We start from the raw sequence: 17971 nt of genomic DNA on the forward strand, positions 1-17971 counted from the left end.
CGGCCCCCGAGACGCCGTCGCTCGTCGCGCTGCCCAACCGCGACGGTCACGCCCGGCAGCCGCGCACGAGCCGCGTCAGCCCGGCCGCGTCGTGCCGTCGCACCCAGGCGATCAGGGCGAGCGGAACGATCAGGATGAGCGGTGTCGCCGCGTACTCCCCGTCGAAGGCGGTGATCTGCGTGATGAACGCGCCCACCATCAGCGCGCTCAGCGACACCGCCGCGACCGGGGCCAGCACGGGGATCAACAGCCCGACGGCGCCCGCCAGTTCGAGCAGGCCGATGGTGTACATCCCCGCGCTGCCCCAGCCGAGCGTGTCGAAGGACTCGACGGCCGACGGGTGTGCGATCAGTTTGGGCAGCGCGCTCGCGAGCCCGTAGAACAGTGCGAGCGCGATCTGCAGCGCGCGCAGCGAGATCCGGGCGCCCTTGCCGCGCGCGGTGGCCTTCGTACGGGCGGCCGGGACGGCGGTGCGGCCCGGGACGGCGGTGGAGGCGAGGGCGGCGGTGGAGGCGGGGGCGGCGGTGGAGGCGACGCGGCTGGCGGGAGCGGTGGTCTCGGACATGGGGTCTCCTGGGTGAAGCGGTTCCGTGTTCGCTGTCACGGAGGTAGACCGGGCCGCTCCCCCGAACTCATCGCCGCGCGCCGGGAATTCACGCCGGGTTTCCGGCCCCCGCCGGGCCGCTCATCCCGTCGGTACCGCCTTCACCCAGATCCGGTCCTCCGTCAGATACCGGTCCACCGTCAGCCCCGCCTCCGCCAGCGCCTCCTCGAACTGCTCCTTGGTCATGGGGCGCGAGCGGAACGTCTGGGTCCACTCGCCGTCCGGGAAGAAGTACTCCGCGAACACCGAGTTGACCCCGTCCCCGACCTGTTCGGTGGAGGCTATGCGGACGGTGAAGCCTCGGGGGTCGACCCGCTCCCTGGGGACGTTCGTGTGGTAGTCCTCCCCCTCGCGCTGGATCAGCACGAAGCCGTCGTCCGCGAGATGCCGCAGACAGGCCGCGAGCATCCCGCGCCGCACCTCGGGGTCCCCGGTGTGGACGAGGAAGGAGGCGAGCAGCACCACGTCGAACGGCTCGCCCAGGTCGAGTTCCTCGATGGAGGCGTGGATCGTGCGGGCGCCGCGGACCCGCTCCAGCATCTGGGCCGACTCGTCGACGGCCGTGACGGTGAAGCCCCGCTCGATCAGGGGGTGGGTCATCCGGCCCACCCCGCAGCCCAGTTCGAGAATGCGCGCGCCCGCGGGTGCGACGCTCGCGATCACCTCCGGTTCGTCCCCGACCGGCAGCCGTGCGTACAGCTCGACCGCGCAGCCGTCCGGGGTGATCGCCCCGGACCCGGTCCCCTCGTACCCCTCACGCATGTGAATGCCCATGTCCGTCCAACGGCCGGGCGTGCAGGGGCCGTTCCTGCCGGGAATCACCCGATGGGGTGAACTTGCGTGTCCGGCGCCCCCGTTGGGGTGGGCCCTGCACGCCTCACCAGGCGAACCAGCCGTGCCCGCTGTACCAGTGCCCGCCCGCGCGCAGATGATCGCCCACGGCCCGTTCGAGACGTGTCCGGCGCGGCAGTGTCTCCATGGGCAGGTCGGGGTCCCCGAAGACGAAACGGACCGGCAGGTCGTCCTCGGGTTCGCCGATGGTGCCGCCGACCCGGAACCGCCGCTGGAACCGGACGATGTTGGAGTCCTCGGGCAGATACCGCCGCAGCTGCGGGTCGAGGAGCCAGGAGTGGCAGCAGCCCGCGGTGTACCGCTCCTCGGGGAAGTGCCGGGCGAAGAAGTCGTGGGCCGACGCCAGCGACCGGTCGCACGCGGTCGGCGTCAGGGGCCCCGCGTAGTCGGGTATGTGCAGGTCGATGCAGGGCTCCCCGGGCCCCAGGGGCAGGCCGGCCGCCGCCAGCGCGACACCCTCCCGGCCGGCCACCCGGGACCGCTGGTACTGCAGGCGGCCGAGCTGGAACAGCTCCCCGTGGAAGTGCAGCGCGAACCAGGTCGGTGCGACGAGCCCGCCCACGCCGTACCTCCGGCGGTGCAGCACCAGCCCGCGGCCCAGGTCGGCGAGGGTGCGCCGGGAGATGTCGTCGGGAATCCCGCGCTCCCGGTGGTACGCGCGCACGTACGGCAGGGCCGCCACGAAGACGAACACATGGAAGTAGCGGCCGAGCGGACCCGAGTCCCAGGGCAGCGGCAGGAGCCTCGGCCCCTTGCCGACCCTCCCCAGGTCCCGCGCCAGACCGTCGACGCACCGCCCGAGCAGCCAGGTCGCGCCCTCGTCGGCCGCCAGGGTGCGGCGCAGCGCGATCAGGTCGTTGACGTCCTCGTAGGGCACGGCGAGGTCCACCAGCGCGTCGAGCAGTTCGTCGTCGGCGTCCGGCAGCCGCGCCTGCACCGCGTGGGCGCTCCCGCTCTCCTCCAGGCCCCCCAGCCAGTCGGCGAGCCTCTCGTCCGCCCGCACCGCGTCCAGCAGCACCATCGTCTCCCCGTTTCCGTCGGTCTCCTGGGGAAACGCGTGGGACGAGGAGTACGTTTCCGAACACGACGGGGAGGAGTGGCGTCGATGCGTACCGGCAGTGAACCGACGACCGCGCGCAGTCCTCTGCGGATGCGGCTCTGGCTGAGCGTATGGGGCCTGATCTGGGCGATCGCCGGGACGGCGGCCTTCGCTCTCGTCGGCCGTCCCGGCTGGGCCGTGGCCTGCGGGGTGCTGTGGCTGATCGTCACCGTGGACCTGTTCATGGTCCTGCGCCACATCCGTCAGGGCCCGCACTACCAGCCGGGCCGCGACGTCCCGCCGTACCAGCCGCCGCGGCATCACCACCCGTAGCGGCGGGACCGGCGGTCAGGAGTCGAACCGGGCCGCTTCCACGTACTGCGGGTTCGGGTCGAGGGCCGCGGCGAGCCGGAAGTGCCGCTTGGCCTGGTCCGGGCGGGCCTGGCGCTGGTAGGTGCGGGCCAGGGCGAAGTGCGCGAACGCGTTGTCCGGCTCGCGCTCCAGGACGATGGTGAACTCCAGCTCCGCGGGCCGCAGTTGGGCCGCCGCGAAGAAGGCACGGGCACGCAGCAGCCGGGCGGCCGTGTTCTCGGGGTGCTCGGCTATGACTCGGTCGAGCAGCTTGACCGCGCCCCGGGGGTCGTTGGCGGCGAGCAGTTGCTCGGCGGCGCGGAAGTCGATGACATGCGTCTGAGGGCTACGTCCGGTGGAACCGCTGGTCTCGGGCACGGCTGAGTCCTTCCCTTGCTGGGACGGTTCAACGCCCTCCGCGGCCCCGCTATTCCTGTGTGTGTTCGGTTCCCGTCCGGGACGCGTGGGCCCGGCGGGCGAGGTCCTCCCACACCTCCCGCACGCGTCGCCGCAGGTCGTCGAGGGGGACGTCGTTGTCGACGACGATGTCCGCGATCTCCAGCCGCTTCTCACGGGTCGCCTGGGCGGCCATGCGCGCGCGGGCGTCCTGCTCGGTCATGCCCCGCAGCCGTACCAGCCGGTCGAGCTGGGTCTCGGGGGCCACGTCCACGACGACCACCAGGTCGTACAGCGGGGCCAGGCCGTTCTCGGCGAGCAGGGGGACGTCGTGGACGACGACGGAGTCCTCGGCGGCGGCGCTCTCCAGTTCTCGGGAGCGGGCGCCCACCAGGGGGTGCACGATCGCGTTCAGCGCGGCGAGCTTCTCCGGGTCGGCGAAGACGAGGGAGCCCAGCCTGGGGCGGTCCAGCCCGCCGTCCGGCGCGAGGACGCCCTCGCCGAACGTCTCGACGACGGCCGCGAGCCCGGGGGTGCCGGGTGCGACGACCTCGCGCGCGATGCGGTCGGCGTCGATCAGCACGGCGCCGCACTCCACCAGCAGCCGCGACACCTCGCTCTTGCCGGCGCCGATGCCGCCGGTCAGACCCACTTTCAGCATGCCCGGCAGCTTAGGCCCTGCCACTGACACACCTGAAGAGCGGACCCGGGAGGGCCCGGCCGGCTCAGCCGTCGCCCTCGCGCTCCGCCAGGAACTTCTCGAACTCCCGCCCGATCTCGTCGGCAGAGGGGATGTCGACGGGCTCGGCGAGCATGTTGCCCCGTGTCTCGGCACCCGCGGCGGCGTCGTACTGGTGCTCGAGGCCCTGCACGAGGGCGACCAGTTCCTCGTCGCCCTCGCGGATCTGCCGGTCGATCTCCGTCTGCGTGCGGTGCGCCTCGGTGCGCAGGGCGTGGGCGACGGAGGGCAGCACCAGGCCGGTGGCGGCCGTGACGGCCTCCAGGACGGTCAGGGCGGCGTCCGGGTAGGGCGAGCGGGCGATGTAGTGCGGCACGTGCGCGGCGACGCCCAGCACGTCGTGCCCGGCCTCCGTCAGGCGGTACTCCACGAGCGACTCGGCGCTGCCGGGCACCTGGGCCTCCTCGAAGGGGCTGCGGTGGCCGGGGACGAGCTCGGCCCGGTTGCCGTGCGGGGTGAGGCCGACCGGGCGGGTGTGCGGGACGCCCATGGGGATGCCGTGGAAGTTCACCGACAGACGGACGCCGAGCCGCTCCACGATCTGTTGGACGGCGGCCGCGAACCGCTCCCACTCCACGTCCGGCTCGGGGCCCGACAGCAGCAGGAACGGCGCTCCGGTGGCGTCCTGGACGAGCCGTACCTCCAGGGCCGGTACCTCGTAGTCGCTCCAGCGGTCGCGCTTGAAGGTCAGCAGCGGGCGGCGCGCCCGGTAGTCCACGAGCCGGTCGTGGTCGAAGCGGGCCACCACCTGGTGGGGCAGCGAGCCGAGGAGCCGTTCGACGATCTGGTCGCCCGTCTCACCCGCGTCGATGTATCCGTCGAAGTGGTAGAGCATGACAAGTCCCGCCGACTCCTGGGCGAGCGCCATGTCGACGACGGCCAGGCCTTTCGGCTCCCATGCGTACAAACCCTGCGGATCAAGCACTGTGACCGCTCCTCCTCGTGTTCGTACTGCACAACGCGGGGCGGGGGCCTGGCATTCCCGGGAACGTGAACACCTCGGCGGGGACGTCCAGTTCATGACGCACCTCGGGCCCGCGTCCAGGAAGGACGCGGGCCCGGGGTGTTATCGGCTAGCTCTCAGCCGTGTGCGTTCAGCTCTGGCCGCCGGCCAGCTTCTCGCGGAGCGCGGCGAGGGCCTCGTCCGAGGCGAGCGCGCCGGAGGTGTCCGCACCCTCGGAGGAGTAGGAGCCACCACCCGCGGCCGGAGCCGCACCCGCGGCGTCGCCGCCCTCGGCCGCGGCAGCGGCGTCGGCCTCGCGGGACTTGATGACCTGGGCCTGGTGCTGCTCGAAGCGCTGCTGCGCCTCGGCGTACTGGCCCTCCCAAGCCTCGCGCTGGGTCTCGTAGCCCTCGAGCCAGTCGTTGGTCTCGGGGTCGAAGCCCTCGGGGTAGATGTAGTTGCCCTGGTCGTCGTAGGACGCGGCCATGCCGTACAGGGTCGGGTCGAACTCGACCGAGGCCGGGTCGGCACCGAAGGACTCGTTGGCCTGCTTGAGGGACAGCGAGATCCGGCGACGCTCCAGGTCGATGTCGATGACCTTGACGAAGATCTCGTCGTTGACCTGGACGACCTGCTCCGGGATCTCCACGTGGCGCTCGGCCAGCTCGGAGATGTGGACCAGACCCTCGATGCCCTCGTCCACGCGGACGAACGCACCGAACGGAACCAGCTTCGTGACCTTGCCGGGCACGACCTGGCCGATCTGGTGGGTCCGGGCGAACTGCTGCCACGGGTCTTCCTGGGTCGCCTTCAGCGACAGGGAGACACGCTCGCGGTCCATGTCGACGTCGAGGACCTCGACGGTGACTTCCTGGCCGACCTCGACAACCTCGGACGGGTGGTCGATGTGCTTCCAGGACAGCTCGGAGACGTGGACCAGACCGTCGACGCCACCCAGGTCCACGAAGGCACCGAAGTTGACGATCGAGGAGACCACGCCGGAGCGGACCTGACCCTTCTGGAGGGTCGTGAGGAACGTCTGGCGGACCTCGGACTGGGTCTGCTCCAGCCAGGCACGGCGGGACAGGACCACGTTGTTGCGGTTCTTGTCCAGCTCGATGATCTTCGCCTCGAGCTCCTTGCCCACGTAGGGCTGGAGGTCGCGGACGCGGCGCATCTCGACGAGGGAGGCCGGCAGGAAGCCACGGAGGCCGATGTCGAGGATGAGACCACCCTTGACGACCTCGATGACGGTACCGGTGACGATGCCGTCCTCTTCCTTGATCTTCTCGATGGTGCCCCAGGCGCGCTCGTACTGGGCGCGCTTCTTCGAGAGGATCAGGCGGCCTTCCTTGTCCTCCTTCTGGAGAACAAGGGCTTCGATCTCGTCGCCGACCTTGACGACCTCGTTCGGGTCGACGTCGTGCTTGATCGAGAGCTCGCGGCTCGGGATGACACCTTCGGTCTTGTAACCGATGTCGAGCAGGACCTCGTCCCGGTCGACCTTCACGATGACGCCGTCGACGATGTCGCCGTCGTTGAAGTACTTGATCGTCTCGTCGATCGCGGCGAGGAAGGCTTCCTCGTTACCGATGTCGTTGACCGCTACCTGCGGGGTGGTGGCGGTGGTCTCGGTGCTGCTCGTCATGTGGGAAAGGGCTCCGGTACGGACGGTGAGTCGTAGGTACTGCTACGCCGGGAGCCCGTATCGCTCTGAAGAAGCCGGACAGCATAGGAAGCGCCACGAAAATCCGGTGGCGCCTCGACAACCGAGGGGACATACGACAGATGCGAGCGCAGCCTGCTACGTCTGAGGTGCGCAGGCCCGCAGCGCAACTTGTAGCATACGGGGGCAGCCAGGCAGGGTCAATGCGCGAAGGCGCACACCCGGGGCGGAACGCCGCATACCCGGCACAAAACCTGCCTCTCGAGGCCACGCAGGCCTGGGAGACCCCTCTCGTGTCACCGCCGGAGCGGGTCGCGGCACGCAGGTTACGGAAGAGTACGACGAGGGAGCCGATCATCCAAGAGCCCGAAGTCCACGAAGCCGACGCGGCCCACGAGGCCGGCGGTGCGTCCGGGGCGGACGAACCGGAGGCCACCCGCCGCGACGCCGGGGTGACGGAGAGTTCCCGGGCCAACCGGGGCTGGTGGGACCGCAACGCCGACGACTACCAGGTCGAGCACGGCACGTTCCTCGGCGACGACCGCTTCGTGTGGTGCCCGGAGGGGCTCGACGAGGTGGAGGCCGAGCTGCTGGGGCCGTCCGAGGAGCTGAAGGGCAAGGACGTCCTGGAGATCGGCGCCGGTGCCGCGCAGTGCGCGCGCTGGCTGGCCGCCCAGGGAGCCCGTCCGGTGGCCCTGGACCTCTCCCACCGCCAGCTCCAGCACGCGCTGCGCATCGGCGGGTCCTTCCCCCTGGTGTGCGCCGACGCGGGCGACCTGCCCTTCGCGGACGCCTCCTTCGACCTGGCGTGCTCGGCGTACGGGGCGCTGCCCTTCGTGGCCGACCCGGTGCGGGTGCTGCGGGAGGTCCGCCGGGTCCTGCGCCCCGGGGGCCGTTTCGTCTTCTCGGTGACCCACCCGATCCGCTGGGCCTTCCCCGACGAGCCCGGCCCGGAGGGACTGTCCGTCTCCGGCTCCTACTTCGACCGCACGCCGTACGTCGAGCAGGACGAGGCGGGCGACGCCGTGTACGTGGAGCACCACCGCACGGTCGGCGACCGCGTCCGGGACGTCGTGGCCGCGGGCTTCCGGCTGGTGGACCTGGTCGAGCCGGAGTGGCCCGCCTGGAACACCTCCGAGTGGGGCGGCTGGTCCCCGCTGCGCGGGAACCTGATCCCGGGGACGGCGATCTTCGTGTGCGAGCGGGACTGAGCCGGGCACGCGACACACTGGGGGCGTGATCCGTTACGACGCCCTGGACGCGCTGCCCGTGCGCGCCGCGCTGCCCTCGCTGGACGACGCCCTGGAGGGGCACGGCACCGCCGTCCTCGTGGCGCCGCCCGGCACCGGCAAGACGACGCTGGTGCCCCTGGCCCTGGCGGGCCTGCTGGACAGCGGGCCGGCGCGGCGGGTGGTCGTCGCCGAGCCGCGGCGGATCGCGGCACGGGCGGCGGCCCGCCGGATGGCGTGGCTGCTGGGCGAGAGGCCCGGCGACAGCGTCGGCCACACCGTGCGCGGCGAACGGGTCGTGGGACCGCGCACGCGCGTGGAGGTCGTCACGACCGGTGTTCTGCTGCAACGGCTGCAACGCGACCAGGAGTTGCCCGGCGTCGACGTCGTCGTGCTCGACGAGTGCCACGAACGGCATCTGGACGCGGACACCGTCGCGGCGTTCCTGCTCGACGTGCGGGCGGCGCTGCGGCCGGAACTGCGGCTGGTGGCGGCGTCGGCGACGACCGACGCGGAGGGCTGGGCGCGGCTGCTGGGCGGGGCGCCGGTGGTCGCGGCCGAGGGGGTGTCGTATCCGGTCGAGGTGGTGTGGGCGCCGCCGGCCCGTCCGGTGCGGCCGCCGCACGGGATGCGGGTGGACCCGGCCGCGCTGACGCATGTCGCGTCGGTGGTGCGGCGGGCGCTCGCCGAACGGGAGGGCGACGTCCTGTGCTTCCTGCCCGGCGTGGGCGAGATCGCGCGCGTGGCGGGGCAGTTGGGAGGGCTCGGTGACGTGGAGGTGCTCCAGGTGCACGGGCGGGCGCCCGCCGCCGTGCAGGACGCGGTGCTGGCGGGCGGGGAGCGGCGTCGGGTGGTGCTGGCGACGTCGGTGGCCGAGTCGTCGCTGACGGTGCCCGGGGTACGGGTGGTCGTCGACTCAGGGCTCGCGCGGGAGCCGCGGGTCGACCACGCGCGGGGCCTCGGCTCGCTGACGACGGTACGGGCCTCGCAGGCGGCCGGACGGCAACGGGCCGGACGGGCCGGGCGCGAGGCCCCCGGCGCCGTGTACCGGTGCTGGGCGGAGGCCGAGGACGCCCGTCTGCCCCGCTTCCCCGCGCCGGAGATCAAGGTGGCCGATCTGACGGCGTTCGCGTTGCAGGCGGCGTGCTGGGGCGATCCGGAGGCCACGGGGCTCGCTCTGCTGGACCCGCCGCCGGGCGGGGCGATGGCGGCGGCGCGGACCGTGCTCTCGGCGATCGGGGCGGTCGACTCCGCGGGCCACGCCACGGATCGGGGTGTACGCATGTCCCGCCTGGGTCTGCATCCCCGGCTGGCCCGGGCCCTGCTGGACGCGGCGCCGCTGGTGGGCGCCGAGCTCGCGGCGGAGGTCGTGGCGCTGCTGAGCGAGGAGCCGCCCCGGGAGTACGGCGACGACCTGGCCGCCGCGTTGCGGAGCGCCCGGCGCGGGGGCGACGCCTACGCGGCCCGTTGGCGCGCGGAGGCCCGGCGACTACGGACCGCGTCGCAGCCCGCGCCCGCGGCGGGTGCCGGGGGCGAGCACGGGGCCGGAGTGATAGCCGCTCTGGCGTTCCCGGAGCGGGTGGCCCGACGTGACGACGGAACGTTTCTCATGGCCTCCGGGACCCGGGCCGAGGTGTCGGAGGCGTCCGGGCTGCGAGCAGTGGGCTGGATCGCCGTGGCCGTCGCCGACCGGGCGGTGGGGAGCGGGCACGCGCGCGTGCGGCTCGGGGCCGCGATCGACGAGGAGGTCGCCCGGGAGGCGGCCGGGGGGCTGTACCGCCGGGACGAGGAGGTCGTGTGGCGGGACGGGGACGTGGTGGCCCGGCGGGTGGAGCGGCTGGGGGCGGTGGAGCTGGCGGTGCGGCCGTTGCGGGAGGCGGAACCCGCCCTCGTACGGGAGGCGTTGCTGGCGGGGCTGCGGGAGGAGGGGTTCGGGCTGCTGCGGTGGTCCGAGGACGCGGCGCGGCTGCGGCAGCGGCTGGCGTTCCTGCGGGAGCGGCTCGGTGAGCCGTGGCCCGAGGTGTCCGACGGCGCCCTGCACGCGCGCGTGGCGGAGTGGCTGGAGCCCGAGCTGAGCCGGGCCCGGCGGCGGGCCGACCTCGGGCGGATCGACGCCGGGCAGGGGCTGCGGCGGTTGCTGCCGTGGGCCACGGGGGACGCCGTACGGCTGGACGAGCTGGCGCCGGAGCGGATCGAGGTGCCGAGCGGGTCCCGGATCCGGGTCGACTACACGCGGCCCGAACAGCCGGTGCTGGCGGTGAAGTTGCAGGAGATGTTCGGGCTGCGGGAGTCGCCCGTGCTGGCTGGGGTGCCCGTGCTGGTGCACCTGCTGTCCCCCGCCGGGCGGCCCGCCGCCGTCACCGCCGACCTCGCCTCGTTCTGGCGGGACGGGTACCGGGCCGTGCGGGCGGAGTTGCGGGGCCGGTACCCGAAACATCCGTGGCCCCAGGACCCGGCGACGGCGGAGCCCACCCGGTACACCAACGCGCGGCTCAGGCGTTGACCGGCTCGGACGCCGGGGGTTTGGCGGACTGCGGTGCGCCGGGCCTGCGGCCGCGGGCCTCGACGTAGAGGGAGAGGGCGAGCAGCAGCAGCCCCAGGCCCAGGAAGCCCCAGGGGAGGTAGGAGGTCATGAGGAGGACCGGCAGGCGCTGGGACTCGACCAGGTCGACGGTGTGTTCGATGTAGTCCTCGCGCATCTTCACGTGCCCGGCGAAGGCGGTCACCTTCTCGCGGTCGCCCAGCAGCGTCCCGCCGCGCAGTTCCTCCTTGTGGATCTCCTCGCCGTAGACGGGGGCGCCGGTGACGGGTTCGACCCAGAACTTGCGGACCGTGGTGTACCAGCGGGTGGTGCCGGTCTGGGCGACGGTCTCCCGGGTGATGCCTTCGACGGGCATGGTCCGGGGGAAGGGGACCTGGGTCCAGGGGATGGTCTGTTCGAAGTAGTAGACCTCGACGCCGCGGAAGTCCTGGGTGCCCTTGTAATGGATGGGGGCGGTGATCCGGGCCTGGGCGTCGAAGTACTCGTAGTCCCTCTTCTCCGTGAGGAAGGGCCACTTGAATTCCAGGCCCTGGCGTTTCACGGGGTCGCCGTCGACCGACTCGCCCTTGGCGTGGACGGGTTCCTGGGTGTGGGCGTCGAAGATGTAGCGCTCGGGGATGCGGGAGACCGTCTCGCCGTCGGGACCCTGGACGTACGACAGGCCGTCCCAGACGACGACGTCCCGGTCGGTGGTCTTCTCTATCTCCTCGGAGGCCTCCACGTTGCCCTTGAGGGTCTGCACGATGGTGACCTTCGGGACGGTGCGGGCGGTCATCGTGGCGTAGTCGAGGAGGGTGGCGTCCTTCGCCTCCAGGACCATGTCCTGGTACTGGTTCGCCGGGATCTTCGCCAGGTTCGGGAAGGCGTACCAGCGCGTGAGTGGGGACAGCGCGGTGAAGAACACGGCGAGCGCGAGCAGGATCAGACCGGCCCTACGGCGCATCTCGGGCCTCCCTCCCTGGCGGTCACGGATGTGCGGGGACCGTCGTCAGCAGTGGCTTCGGTGAGGTCTTCCCCGTCGGTGAGCCCAGCGCGGTGAGCGTGAACACCAGGGCGAAGGCGAGGGCGAGACCGGTCACGGCGGCGATCAGGGCGCGCATACGGACCTCCCGGCCACGGGCCTGATGACGGGAACTGATACATCGTCAGGTCCGGCACGGTAGCAACGGGCGGGCGAGATGAGAACAGGTCGCGCACACACGGCGGCGGCGCCCCTCCGGGAGGAGGAGCGCCGCCGTGGCCGTACGGGCGACCGCCGGGTCTAGGACTCGCTGGGGCTGGGCGTCGTCGGCTCGGTCGTCTCGGTGGGCTGGGTGGGCTCGGTCGTCTCCGCCGGGGCCTCCACCTTCAGTTCGAGCGTGAGGGTCGCGCCGCCCTCGGTCTCGATGCGCAGCAGGAACGTGCCGACGGTGTCGTCCGCGTAGAGCTTCGGGAGCTTGAGGGCACCGTCCGCGTCGGTCTCCAGAGCGGTCAGCGTGCGGATCGGATTGCCCGCGGCATCCTTGCCGAAGTAGGGGCCCTTGTCGTTCACGGTGGGGTCGATGAGGGACTTGATCAGGGTCGCCTTGACGGCGACCTTGTCGGCGACCGCTCCCTTGTAGGTGGCCTTGACCCCGATCTGCTCGGCGAACTCGCCGTTGGCCACACAGGTCAGCGCGTCCGTGCCGGTGCGGGCGAGGGCGTCGGCCGCGCGGGCGGTGACGGTGACCTTGTGGTCGAGGGCGGTCACGGTCCGGCCCACGACGGTGGACCGGACCGTGACGGTGCCGGTCTTCTCGCCGGCCACGAGCGCGGGGGCGGTGGCCTTGCCCGTGCTGTCGGTGATGACGGTCGCCACCTTCTCGCCGCCGATGAACGTGGTGCCGCTGTCGCCGACGACGGTGAAGCGGACCCGGACCTTGGCGACGGCCTTGCCGGCCTTGGTCTCGGTGCGGGCGGCGAGCTTGCCGGTGAAGGTGTCCCCGGCCATGGCCGTGAGGGCCGACGCGCCCGCGTTCTCCAGGTGGTGCACGGTGTCCGTGGCGGTGGGCGGCGTGGTGGTGGGCGGCTTCGGGGTGCTGCCGCCGCCCGGCTCGTTGGTGCCCGGCTTCGACGGGTTCTGCGGCTTCGACGGGTTCGACGGCTTGGGGCTGGGACTCGTCGTGGAGCCGCCACCGTTCCGGCCACCGCTGTTGTTGCCGCCGTTGTTGCCGCCGCCGGTGTTGCTGCTGTTGCCACCGCTGGGGTACTGCGGCAGGGAGCCGGTGCCGTCCGGGATCTCGTGGGTGCCCTTGCGGTAGTGCTCCAGCCACGTCATGACGGTGTTGTAGTACTCCGTCGAGTTGTTGTAGCTGAGGATCGCGCTGCGCAGGTTCGCGTCGTTCGACAGGTCCCAGTCGAAGCGGCACAGGTAGTGACCGGCGGCGAGGGCCGCGTCGTAGACGTTGTTGGGGTCCTCGGCGCCGTCGTCGTTGCCGTCGCGGCCCGCCCACTCCCAGGTGGACGGGATGAACTGCATGGGGCCGACCGCGCGGTCGTGCGTGCTGTCGTCGTCGTACACGCCGTTGTCGGTGTCGCTGATGTTCGCGAAGCCGTTGCCGTTGAGCTGGGGGCCGAGGATCTTCTCGCCGATCGTGGTGCCCTCGGCGTCGACACGGCCGCCACTGGCCTGACCGGACTCCACCTTGCCGATGGCGGCAAGGAGTTGCCAGGGCAGGTTGCAGCCGGGCTTGGACGCGCGCAGGGACGCCTCGGCCTTCTTGTAGGCGTCGAGGACGGTCGCGGGTATGCCGCTCTCGTTGCCGCCGGCGGCTCCGGAGGTGTCGCTCGGACCCGTCGTCGGGTTGGGGCTGTCGAGGGTCGGAAGGTCCGTGTAGTACCGCGAGTTGCCGGTGGCGGTGTCGTCGGCCTGGGTGCTCATCTCCGGGGAGGGCGAGCCCGTGGTCTGTCTGCCCGCGCCGTCGGTGGTCACTCCCGGGGCCTGCGAGGCGGCCATCGCCGCCACGGTGGCCGCGGCCAGGACGGTGGTGGCCGCCCCCTTGCGGAGCCTCAAACCGAACTGCGCCGCCATTGAGTGAACCCCTCCCGGTGGCCGAACGCCTTGGCGTTCTTCCCGTATCGTGATGTCTCGGGCATTTCTTCCGGTTTCGCCGGACCGGCTTCCCCGCCCAGGTACACCGACTCCGGAGTTCCGGTCTTGGTTGCACTGTTCCGGCATTCCTTTTCCGGAACTCCGGTGACCACCGCGCCGACCGGCGCGACAGCCCAGGCGACCCTACGACAACTTCCGTCGCCCGGACACCCGTTCGTGCCCGATATTCACCGATTGGCCTTATCGGTTTACTGTCTGCCGACGTCTTTCCGGGGGCCGCGCCCCTGTCGCGCATACTGGCGACCGGTCATCGCCGGTCGCTCCAACCGGCCAAAGTCCGTCACAGGGGGACGACTTGCCCTTCACGCTCAGCCACGCGGCCGCCGTACTGCCCGCCCTGCGGGGGAACGGAACCGGACGCGGGCCCCTGGTGCCCTCGGTGCTCGTGGCCGGTTCGTTCGCGCCCGACATGACCTACTACGCGGCGAGTGTGCTGCCCGAGGCCATGGAGTTCGGCGACGTCACCCACTCCTTCGCCGGGGTCTTCACCGTCGATGTGCTCGTCACCTGGGCGATGGTCGGGCTGTGGCTGCTGCTCCGGGAGCCGTCGGTGGCGCTGCTGCCGAGGGGGCGGCAGGGGAGAGTGGCCGCGCTGGTGCGGTGCGGGACGGGGGCGCGGCGGTTCAGCCCGTCGGTCGCGCTGTGGTGGTACGTCTCGGCCGCCCTCGGTTCGCTGACCCATGTGGTGTGGGACGCGTTCACGCATCTCGACCGGTGGGGGATGCGGCTCTTCCCGGTCCTCGGCGAGGAGATCGCGGGCTCGCCGCTCTACTGGTACCTCCAGTACGGGGGCTCCGCGGTCGCGGCGGTCGTGCTCGTCGTCTTCGTCGTGCGGGCGCTGCGCCGGCAGCCGGCGGGAGAGCCCGTGGGCGTGCCGGTCCTCTCCCCGGCCGACCGGTGGGTGGCGGGCGTCGTCATCGGCGGGTGCGCGCTGGTCGCGGCGGTGCAGCGGGTGGCCCGGTGGTGGGCGCACTGGGGTTCGGTCGCCAAGCCGTACGAGGTGATCCCGACCGTGTGCTTCGGGGCGGGCGCCGGGCTGGTGATCGGCGTGGTCCTGTACGGGATCGGGGTCAGGGCGCGGCGCCCGGCTCCTGCCGTCGCGGTGCCCGGGGCCGACGCGGAGGCGGACAGTCCGGTCCGCCGCTGAGCGGGGCACGCCGGGCCGGGGCTCCGCTGGGGATGCGGGGTCGGGCGGCGCGGGCGGCGTACGGCGGGACGTGGCCGAGAAGGGCCGCGACGGGGTGGGTCAGCGGCCAGGGGTAGAGGCTGTGGGGCCGGCGGACGCGGGGGCGGGTCCAGGGGCCCCGGGGGAGGCGGGACCGGACCCCTGACAGACGGGTGCCGGCTGTCGCTGTACGACGGCGGAGCGTGCGTATGCCCATGCGGGCATCCTTCCGGCTGCGCTCCGCTGGGGGCTCGGTGGTGGGGGCCGGTCGGGTGAGTGCGGGGGTTTGTGGGGCCGCGTTCGGGTGCGGGTCCGGTGGGGCTTCTCGCGCAGTTCCCCGCGCCCCTGAAAAAGCAGGGGCTGCGCCCCGTGCTTCTTCGGCCCGAAAAGGCCGCAGGCCCGCGAGGGCTTGCGGCCTTTCAGGGACGCAGCCTTTCAGGGACGCGGCCTTTCAGGGGCGCGGGGAGCTGCGCGACCAGCCCCCACCGGACCGCACCCGAACGACGCACCCCGCCCGCCCCTACCCCTGCGTGTCCGCTAGTGCGCCGCCGACTCCCAGTCCGGGCCGTGGCCCACCGAGACGTCCAGGGGGGCCCGCAGATGGACCGCGTCGGACATCTCGTGGCGGAGGAGCTGTTCGGTGCGTTCGCGTTCGCCGGGGGCGATCTCCAGGACGATTTCGTCGTGGACCTGGAGGAGCATCCGGGAGGCGAGGCCCGCCTCGTCCAGGGCGCGGCCCACGTTGAGCATGGCGATCTTGACGATGTCGGCGGCGGTGCCCTGGATCGGCGCGTTCAGAGCCATCCGCTCCGCGGCCTCGCGGCGCTGGCGGTTGTCGCTGTTGAGGTCGGGGAGATAGCGCCGGCGGCCGAAGAGCGTCGCCGTGTAGCCCGTGGCCCGCGCCTCGTCCACGACCCGGCGCAGATAGTCCCGCACCCCGCCGAACCGCTCGAAGTACGCGTCCATCAGCGAGCGCGCCTCGCCCGCGTCGATGTTCAGCTGCTGGGAGAGGCCGAACGCGGACAGCCCGTAGGCCAGGCCGTAGGACATCGCCTTGATCTTGCGGCGCATCTCCGCGTCCACCGCCGACTGCTCGACCCCGAACACCTGGGCGGCCGCCGTGGTGTGCAGGTCCTCGCCGGAGGTGAACGCCTCGATCAGGCCCGCGTCCTCGGAGAGGTGGGCCATCACGCGCAGTTCGATCTGGCTGTAGTCCGCGGTCATCAGGGACTCGAAGCCCTCGCCCACGACGAAGCCGCGGCGGATGGCGCGGCCCTCGTCGGTGCGGACGGGGATGTTCTGCAGGTTCGGGTCGACCGAGGACAGGCGGCCCGTGGCGGCGACCGTCTGGTTGAAGGTGGTGTGGATCCGGCCGTCCGCGGCGACCATCTTGATCAGGCCCTCGACGGTGACCCGGAGCCTCGCCTGCTCGCGGTGGCGGAGCATGACGACCGGCAGTTCGTTGTCCGTCTGGCCGGCGAGCCAGGCGAGGGCGTCCGCGTCCGTGGTGTAGCCCGTCTTCGTGCGCTTGGTCTTGGGCAGGCCCAGCTCGCCGAAGAGGACCTCCTGGAGCTGCTTGGGCGAGCCCAGGTTGAACTCGTGCCCCGCCGCCGCGTGCGCCTCCTTGACCGCCTGCTGCACGGCGCCCGCGAACATCTGCTCCATGGCCTCCAGGTGCGCACGGTCGGCCGCGATGCCGTGGCGCTCCATCCGGGCCAGCAGCGCGGAGGTGGGCAGCTCCACGTCACGCAGCAGCTCCGCCGCGCCGACCTCCTCCAGCCGCTCCCCGAAGGCCTCGCCCAGGTCGAGGATCGCGCGGGCCTGCACCATCAGCGCGTCGGCCTCGGCGCCCTCGTCCGCGCCGAAGGCCAGCTGGCCGTCGGCCGTGGCGGCGGGGGCCAGTTCGCGGCCCAGGTACTCCAGGGAGAGCGCGTCCAGGTCGAAGGAGCGGCGGCCCGGTTTGACCAGGTAGGCGGCGAGCGCGGTGTCCATGGACACGCCGTCCACGGTCCAGCCGTGCTCGGCGAAGACCCGCATCGCGCTCTTGGCGTTGTGGAACACCTTCGGCCGGGCGATGTCGGCGAGCCAGGCCGCCCACGCCGTCTCGTCGGTCTCGTCCAGCTGCGTGGGGTCGAACCAGGCGGCCGCTCCCCCGCCGGCGGCGAGCGCGATCTCGGTGACCGAGCCGGTGCCGAGCGCCCAGGTGTCGACGGTGGCGACGCCGAGGACGTCCGTGCCGTGCTCGGTGAGCCAGGGGGCCAGTTCGCCGGAGGCGAGGACCGTGCCGTCCACCTCGACGCCGGGGGCGGCCGGCGAGGCGGTGTCGGCCTCCTCGGCGCCCGGGTCGACGGCGAGCAGGCGCTCGCGCAGCGAGGGGTTGCGGATCTCCAGGGTGTCCAGGACCATCGCGACGGCCTTGCGGTCGTACGCGGCGCGCTCCAGGTCGCCCACGCCCTTGGGCAGTTCGACCGTGCGGACCATCTCGGTGAGGCGGCGGTTGAGCTTGACGGCCTCCAGGTGGTCGCGGAGGTTCTGCCCGGCCTTGCCCTTGACCTCCTCGACGCGCTCGACGAGATCCGCGAACGAACCGAACTGGTTGATCCACTTCGCGGCGGTCTTCTCGCCGACGCCGGGGATGCCGGGGAGGTTGTCGGACGGGTCGCCGCGCAGGGCCGCGAAGTCCGGATACTGGGCCGGGGTGAGGCCGTACTTCTCGAACACCTTCTCCGGGGTGAACCGGGTCAGCTCCGAGACGCCCTTCGTCGGGTAGAGCACGGTGGTGTGCTCGCTGACGAGCTGGAAGGAGTCGCGGTCACCGGTGACGATGAGGACCTCGAAGCCCTCGGCCTCGGCCTGGGTGGCGAGGGTGGCGATGATGTCGTCGGCCTCGAAGCCGTCGACGGCGAAGCGGACGGCGTGCATCGCGTCGAGCAGCTCGCCGATCAGCTCGACCTGGCCCTTGAACTCGTCCGGGGTCTTGGAGCGGTTCGCCTTGTACTCGGTGAACTCCTCCGAGCGCCAGGTCTTGCGGGAGACGTCGAACGCGACCGCGAAGTGCGTGGGGGCCTCGTCGCGCAGCGTGTTCGCCAGCATCGACGCGAAGCCGTAGATCGCGTTGGTCGGCTGGCCCGTCGCCGTCGTGAAGTTCTCCGCGGGCAGCGCGAAGAACGCGCGGTAGGCCAGCGAGTGCCCGTCCATGAGCATGAGCCGGGGACGGCTGCCGCCGGGGGTGCTGTCGGTCTTCTTCGATGCTGTCTCTGCCACGACCCCGATCCTGCCACGTACCACTGACAGCCGGACCCCAGGGACGTACGG

The 17971-nt window shown here is 72.2% G+C and carries 15 protein-coding genes; 4 read left to right on the forward strand and 11 right to left on the reverse strand.

Translation table 11 applies throughout. The features are described 5' to 3' along the window. Positions 1-46: 46 nt before the first annotated feature. The 3 genes from HW837_RS16430 to HW837_RS16440 form a co-directional block, all read right to left on the reverse strand. Positions 47-565 carry a DoxX family protein gene (locus HW837_RS16430; protein ID WP_193380809.1) on the reverse strand — a complete coding sequence of 173 codons (519 nt, stop codon included), beginning with the start codon at positions 563-565 and terminating at the stop codon, positions 47-49. A 120-nt stretch (positions 566-685) separates the two neighbouring features. Continuing rightward, positions 686-1378: a class I SAM-dependent methyltransferase gene (locus tag HW837_RS16435; RefSeq protein ID WP_045555216.1), complete on the reverse strand. Its 693-nt coding sequence runs from the start codon at positions 1376-1378 to the stop codon at positions 686-688. Between the two features lie 103 nt (positions 1379-1481). Then, entirely contained in the window at positions 1482-2474 is a 993-nt protein-coding gene (locus tag HW837_RS16440; protein ID WP_093788525.1) for an acyltransferase domain-containing protein, read from the reverse strand. Between the two features lie 87 nt (positions 2475-2561). On the opposite strand from HW837_RS16440, the gene HW837_RS16445 reads away from it, so the two are divergent. After that, positions 2562-2828 carry a DUF6343 family protein gene (locus tag HW837_RS16445; RefSeq protein WP_045555217.1) on the forward strand — a complete coding sequence of 89 codons (267 nt, stop codon included), beginning with the start codon at positions 2562-2564 and terminating at the stop codon, positions 2826-2828. 15 nt (positions 2829-2843) lie between these two features. Here the strand turns inward: HW837_RS16445 and HW837_RS16450 are convergent, their stop codons facing one another. The 4 genes from HW837_RS16450 to rpsA all read right to left on the reverse strand — a co-directional run bounded on the left by HW837_RS16450 (position 2844) and on the right by rpsA (position 6572). Continuing rightward, positions 2844-3224, reverse strand: coding sequence for a tetratricopeptide repeat protein (locus HW837_RS16450; RefSeq protein ID WP_045555218.1), 381 nt, complete (start codon positions 3222-3224; stop codon positions 2844-2846). Between the two features lie 49 nt (positions 3225-3273). Next, positions 3274-3903, reverse strand: coding sequence for a dephospho-CoA kinase (coaE, locus tag HW837_RS16455; RefSeq protein ID WP_045555219.1), 630 nt, complete (start codon positions 3901-3903; stop codon positions 3274-3276). A 64-nt stretch (positions 3904-3967) separates the two neighbouring features. Beyond that, complete coding sequence (locus HW837_RS16460; protein ID WP_045555220.1) at positions 3968-4906, reverse strand: PAC2 family protein; 939 nt, start codon at positions 4904-4906, stop codon at positions 3968-3970. Between the two features lie 169 nt (positions 4907-5075). After that, positions 5076-6572 carry a 30S ribosomal protein S1 gene (gene rpsA / locus HW837_RS16465; protein ID WP_045555221.1) on the reverse strand — a complete coding sequence of 499 codons (1497 nt, stop codon included), beginning with the start codon at positions 6570-6572 and terminating at the stop codon, positions 5076-5078. Between the two features lie 311 nt (positions 6573-6883). Between rpsA and HW837_RS16470 the strand changes: the two genes are divergently transcribed. Together HW837_RS16470 and hrpB are read left to right on the forward strand one after the other, a co-directional pair. Continuing rightward, complete coding sequence (locus tag HW837_RS16470; RefSeq protein WP_078853237.1) at positions 6884-7801, forward strand: class I SAM-dependent methyltransferase; 918 nt, start codon at positions 6884-6886, stop codon at positions 7799-7801. Between the two features lie 25 nt (positions 7802-7826). Further along, positions 7827-10322 (forward strand): ATP-dependent helicase HrpB, encoded by a 2496-nt coding sequence (hrpB, locus tag HW837_RS16475; protein WP_193380808.1) that lies wholly within the window; start codon positions 7827-7829, stop codon positions 10320-10322. On the opposite strand, the gene pgfA is transcribed toward hrpB, so the two are convergent. The 3 genes from pgfA to HW837_RS16490 form a co-directional block, all read right to left on the reverse strand. Next, positions 10312-11304, reverse strand: coding sequence for a cell envelope lipid trafficking protein PgfA (gene pgfA / locus HW837_RS16480; protein ID WP_193380807.1), 993 nt, complete (start codon positions 11302-11304; stop codon positions 10312-10314). The genes hrpB and pgfA overlap by 11 nt on opposite strands. Before the next feature lie 22 nt (positions 11305-11326). After that, positions 11327-11461, reverse strand: a complete 135-nt coding sequence (locus HW837_RS16485) for an SPW_0924 family protein (protein ID WP_107073670.1) — start codon at positions 11459-11461, stop codon at positions 11327-11329. Positions 11462-11622: 161 nt separating this feature from the next. Further along, positions 11623-13410 carry a lytic transglycosylase domain-containing protein gene (locus tag HW837_RS16490; protein WP_193380806.1) on the reverse strand — a complete coding sequence of 596 codons (1788 nt, stop codon included), beginning with the start codon at positions 13408-13410 and terminating at the stop codon, positions 11623-11625. A 376-nt stretch (positions 13411-13786) separates the two neighbouring features. Between HW837_RS16490 and HW837_RS16495 the strand changes: the two genes are divergently transcribed. Continuing rightward, a complete protein-coding gene (locus HW837_RS16495) occupies positions 13787-14638 on the forward strand; it encodes a DUF4184 family protein (RefSeq protein WP_193380805.1) in 852 nt (283 codons plus the stop codon). 555 nt (positions 14639-15193) lie between these two features. Here the strand turns inward: HW837_RS16495 and polA are convergent. Further along, the gene (polA, locus tag HW837_RS16500) at positions 15194-17920 is read right to left on the reverse strand and encodes a DNA polymerase I (RefSeq protein ID WP_045555226.1); all 2727 of its coding nucleotides are present in this window, start codon (positions 17918-17920) and stop codon (positions 15194-15196) included. Positions 17921-17971 lie beyond the last annotated feature (51 nt).

Source organism: Streptomyces caniscabiei, from assembly GCF_014930365.1.
Classification (GTDB): domain Bacteria; phylum Actinomycetota; class Actinomycetes; order Streptomycetales; family Streptomycetaceae; genus Streptomyces; species Streptomyces caniscabiei.

Coding starts and splice junctions, on each gene's coding strand:
- HW837_RS16490 (WP_193380806.1), bottom strand. CDS start 13,410: ATGGCGGCGCAGTTCGGTTTGAGGCTCCGCAAGGGGGCGGCCACCACC.
- rpsA (WP_045555221.1), bottom strand. CDS start 6,572: ATGACGAGCAGCACCGAGACCACCGCCACCACCCCGCAGGTAGCGGTC.
- pgfA (WP_193380807.1), bottom strand. CDS start 11,304: ATGCGCCGTAGGGCCGGTCTGATCCTGCTCGCGCTCGCCGTGTTCTTC.
- HW837_RS16430 (WP_193380809.1), bottom strand. CDS start 565: ATGTCCGAGACCACCGCTCCCGCCAGCCGCGTCGCCTCCACCGCCGCC.
- HW837_RS16445 (WP_045555217.1), top strand. CDS start 2,562: ATGCGTACCGGCAGTGAACCGACGACCGCGCGCAGTCCTCTGCGGATG.
- HW837_RS16485 (WP_107073670.1), bottom strand. CDS start 11,461: ATGCGCGCCCTGATCGCCGCCGTGACCGGTCTCGCCCTCGCCTTCGCC.
- HW837_RS16435 (WP_045555216.1), bottom strand. CDS start 1,378: ATGGGCATTCACATGCGTGAGGGGTACGAGGGGACCGGGTCCGGGGCG.
- coaE (WP_045555219.1), bottom strand. CDS start 3,903: ATGCTGAAAGTGGGTCTGACCGGCGGCATCGGCGCCGGCAAGAGCGAG.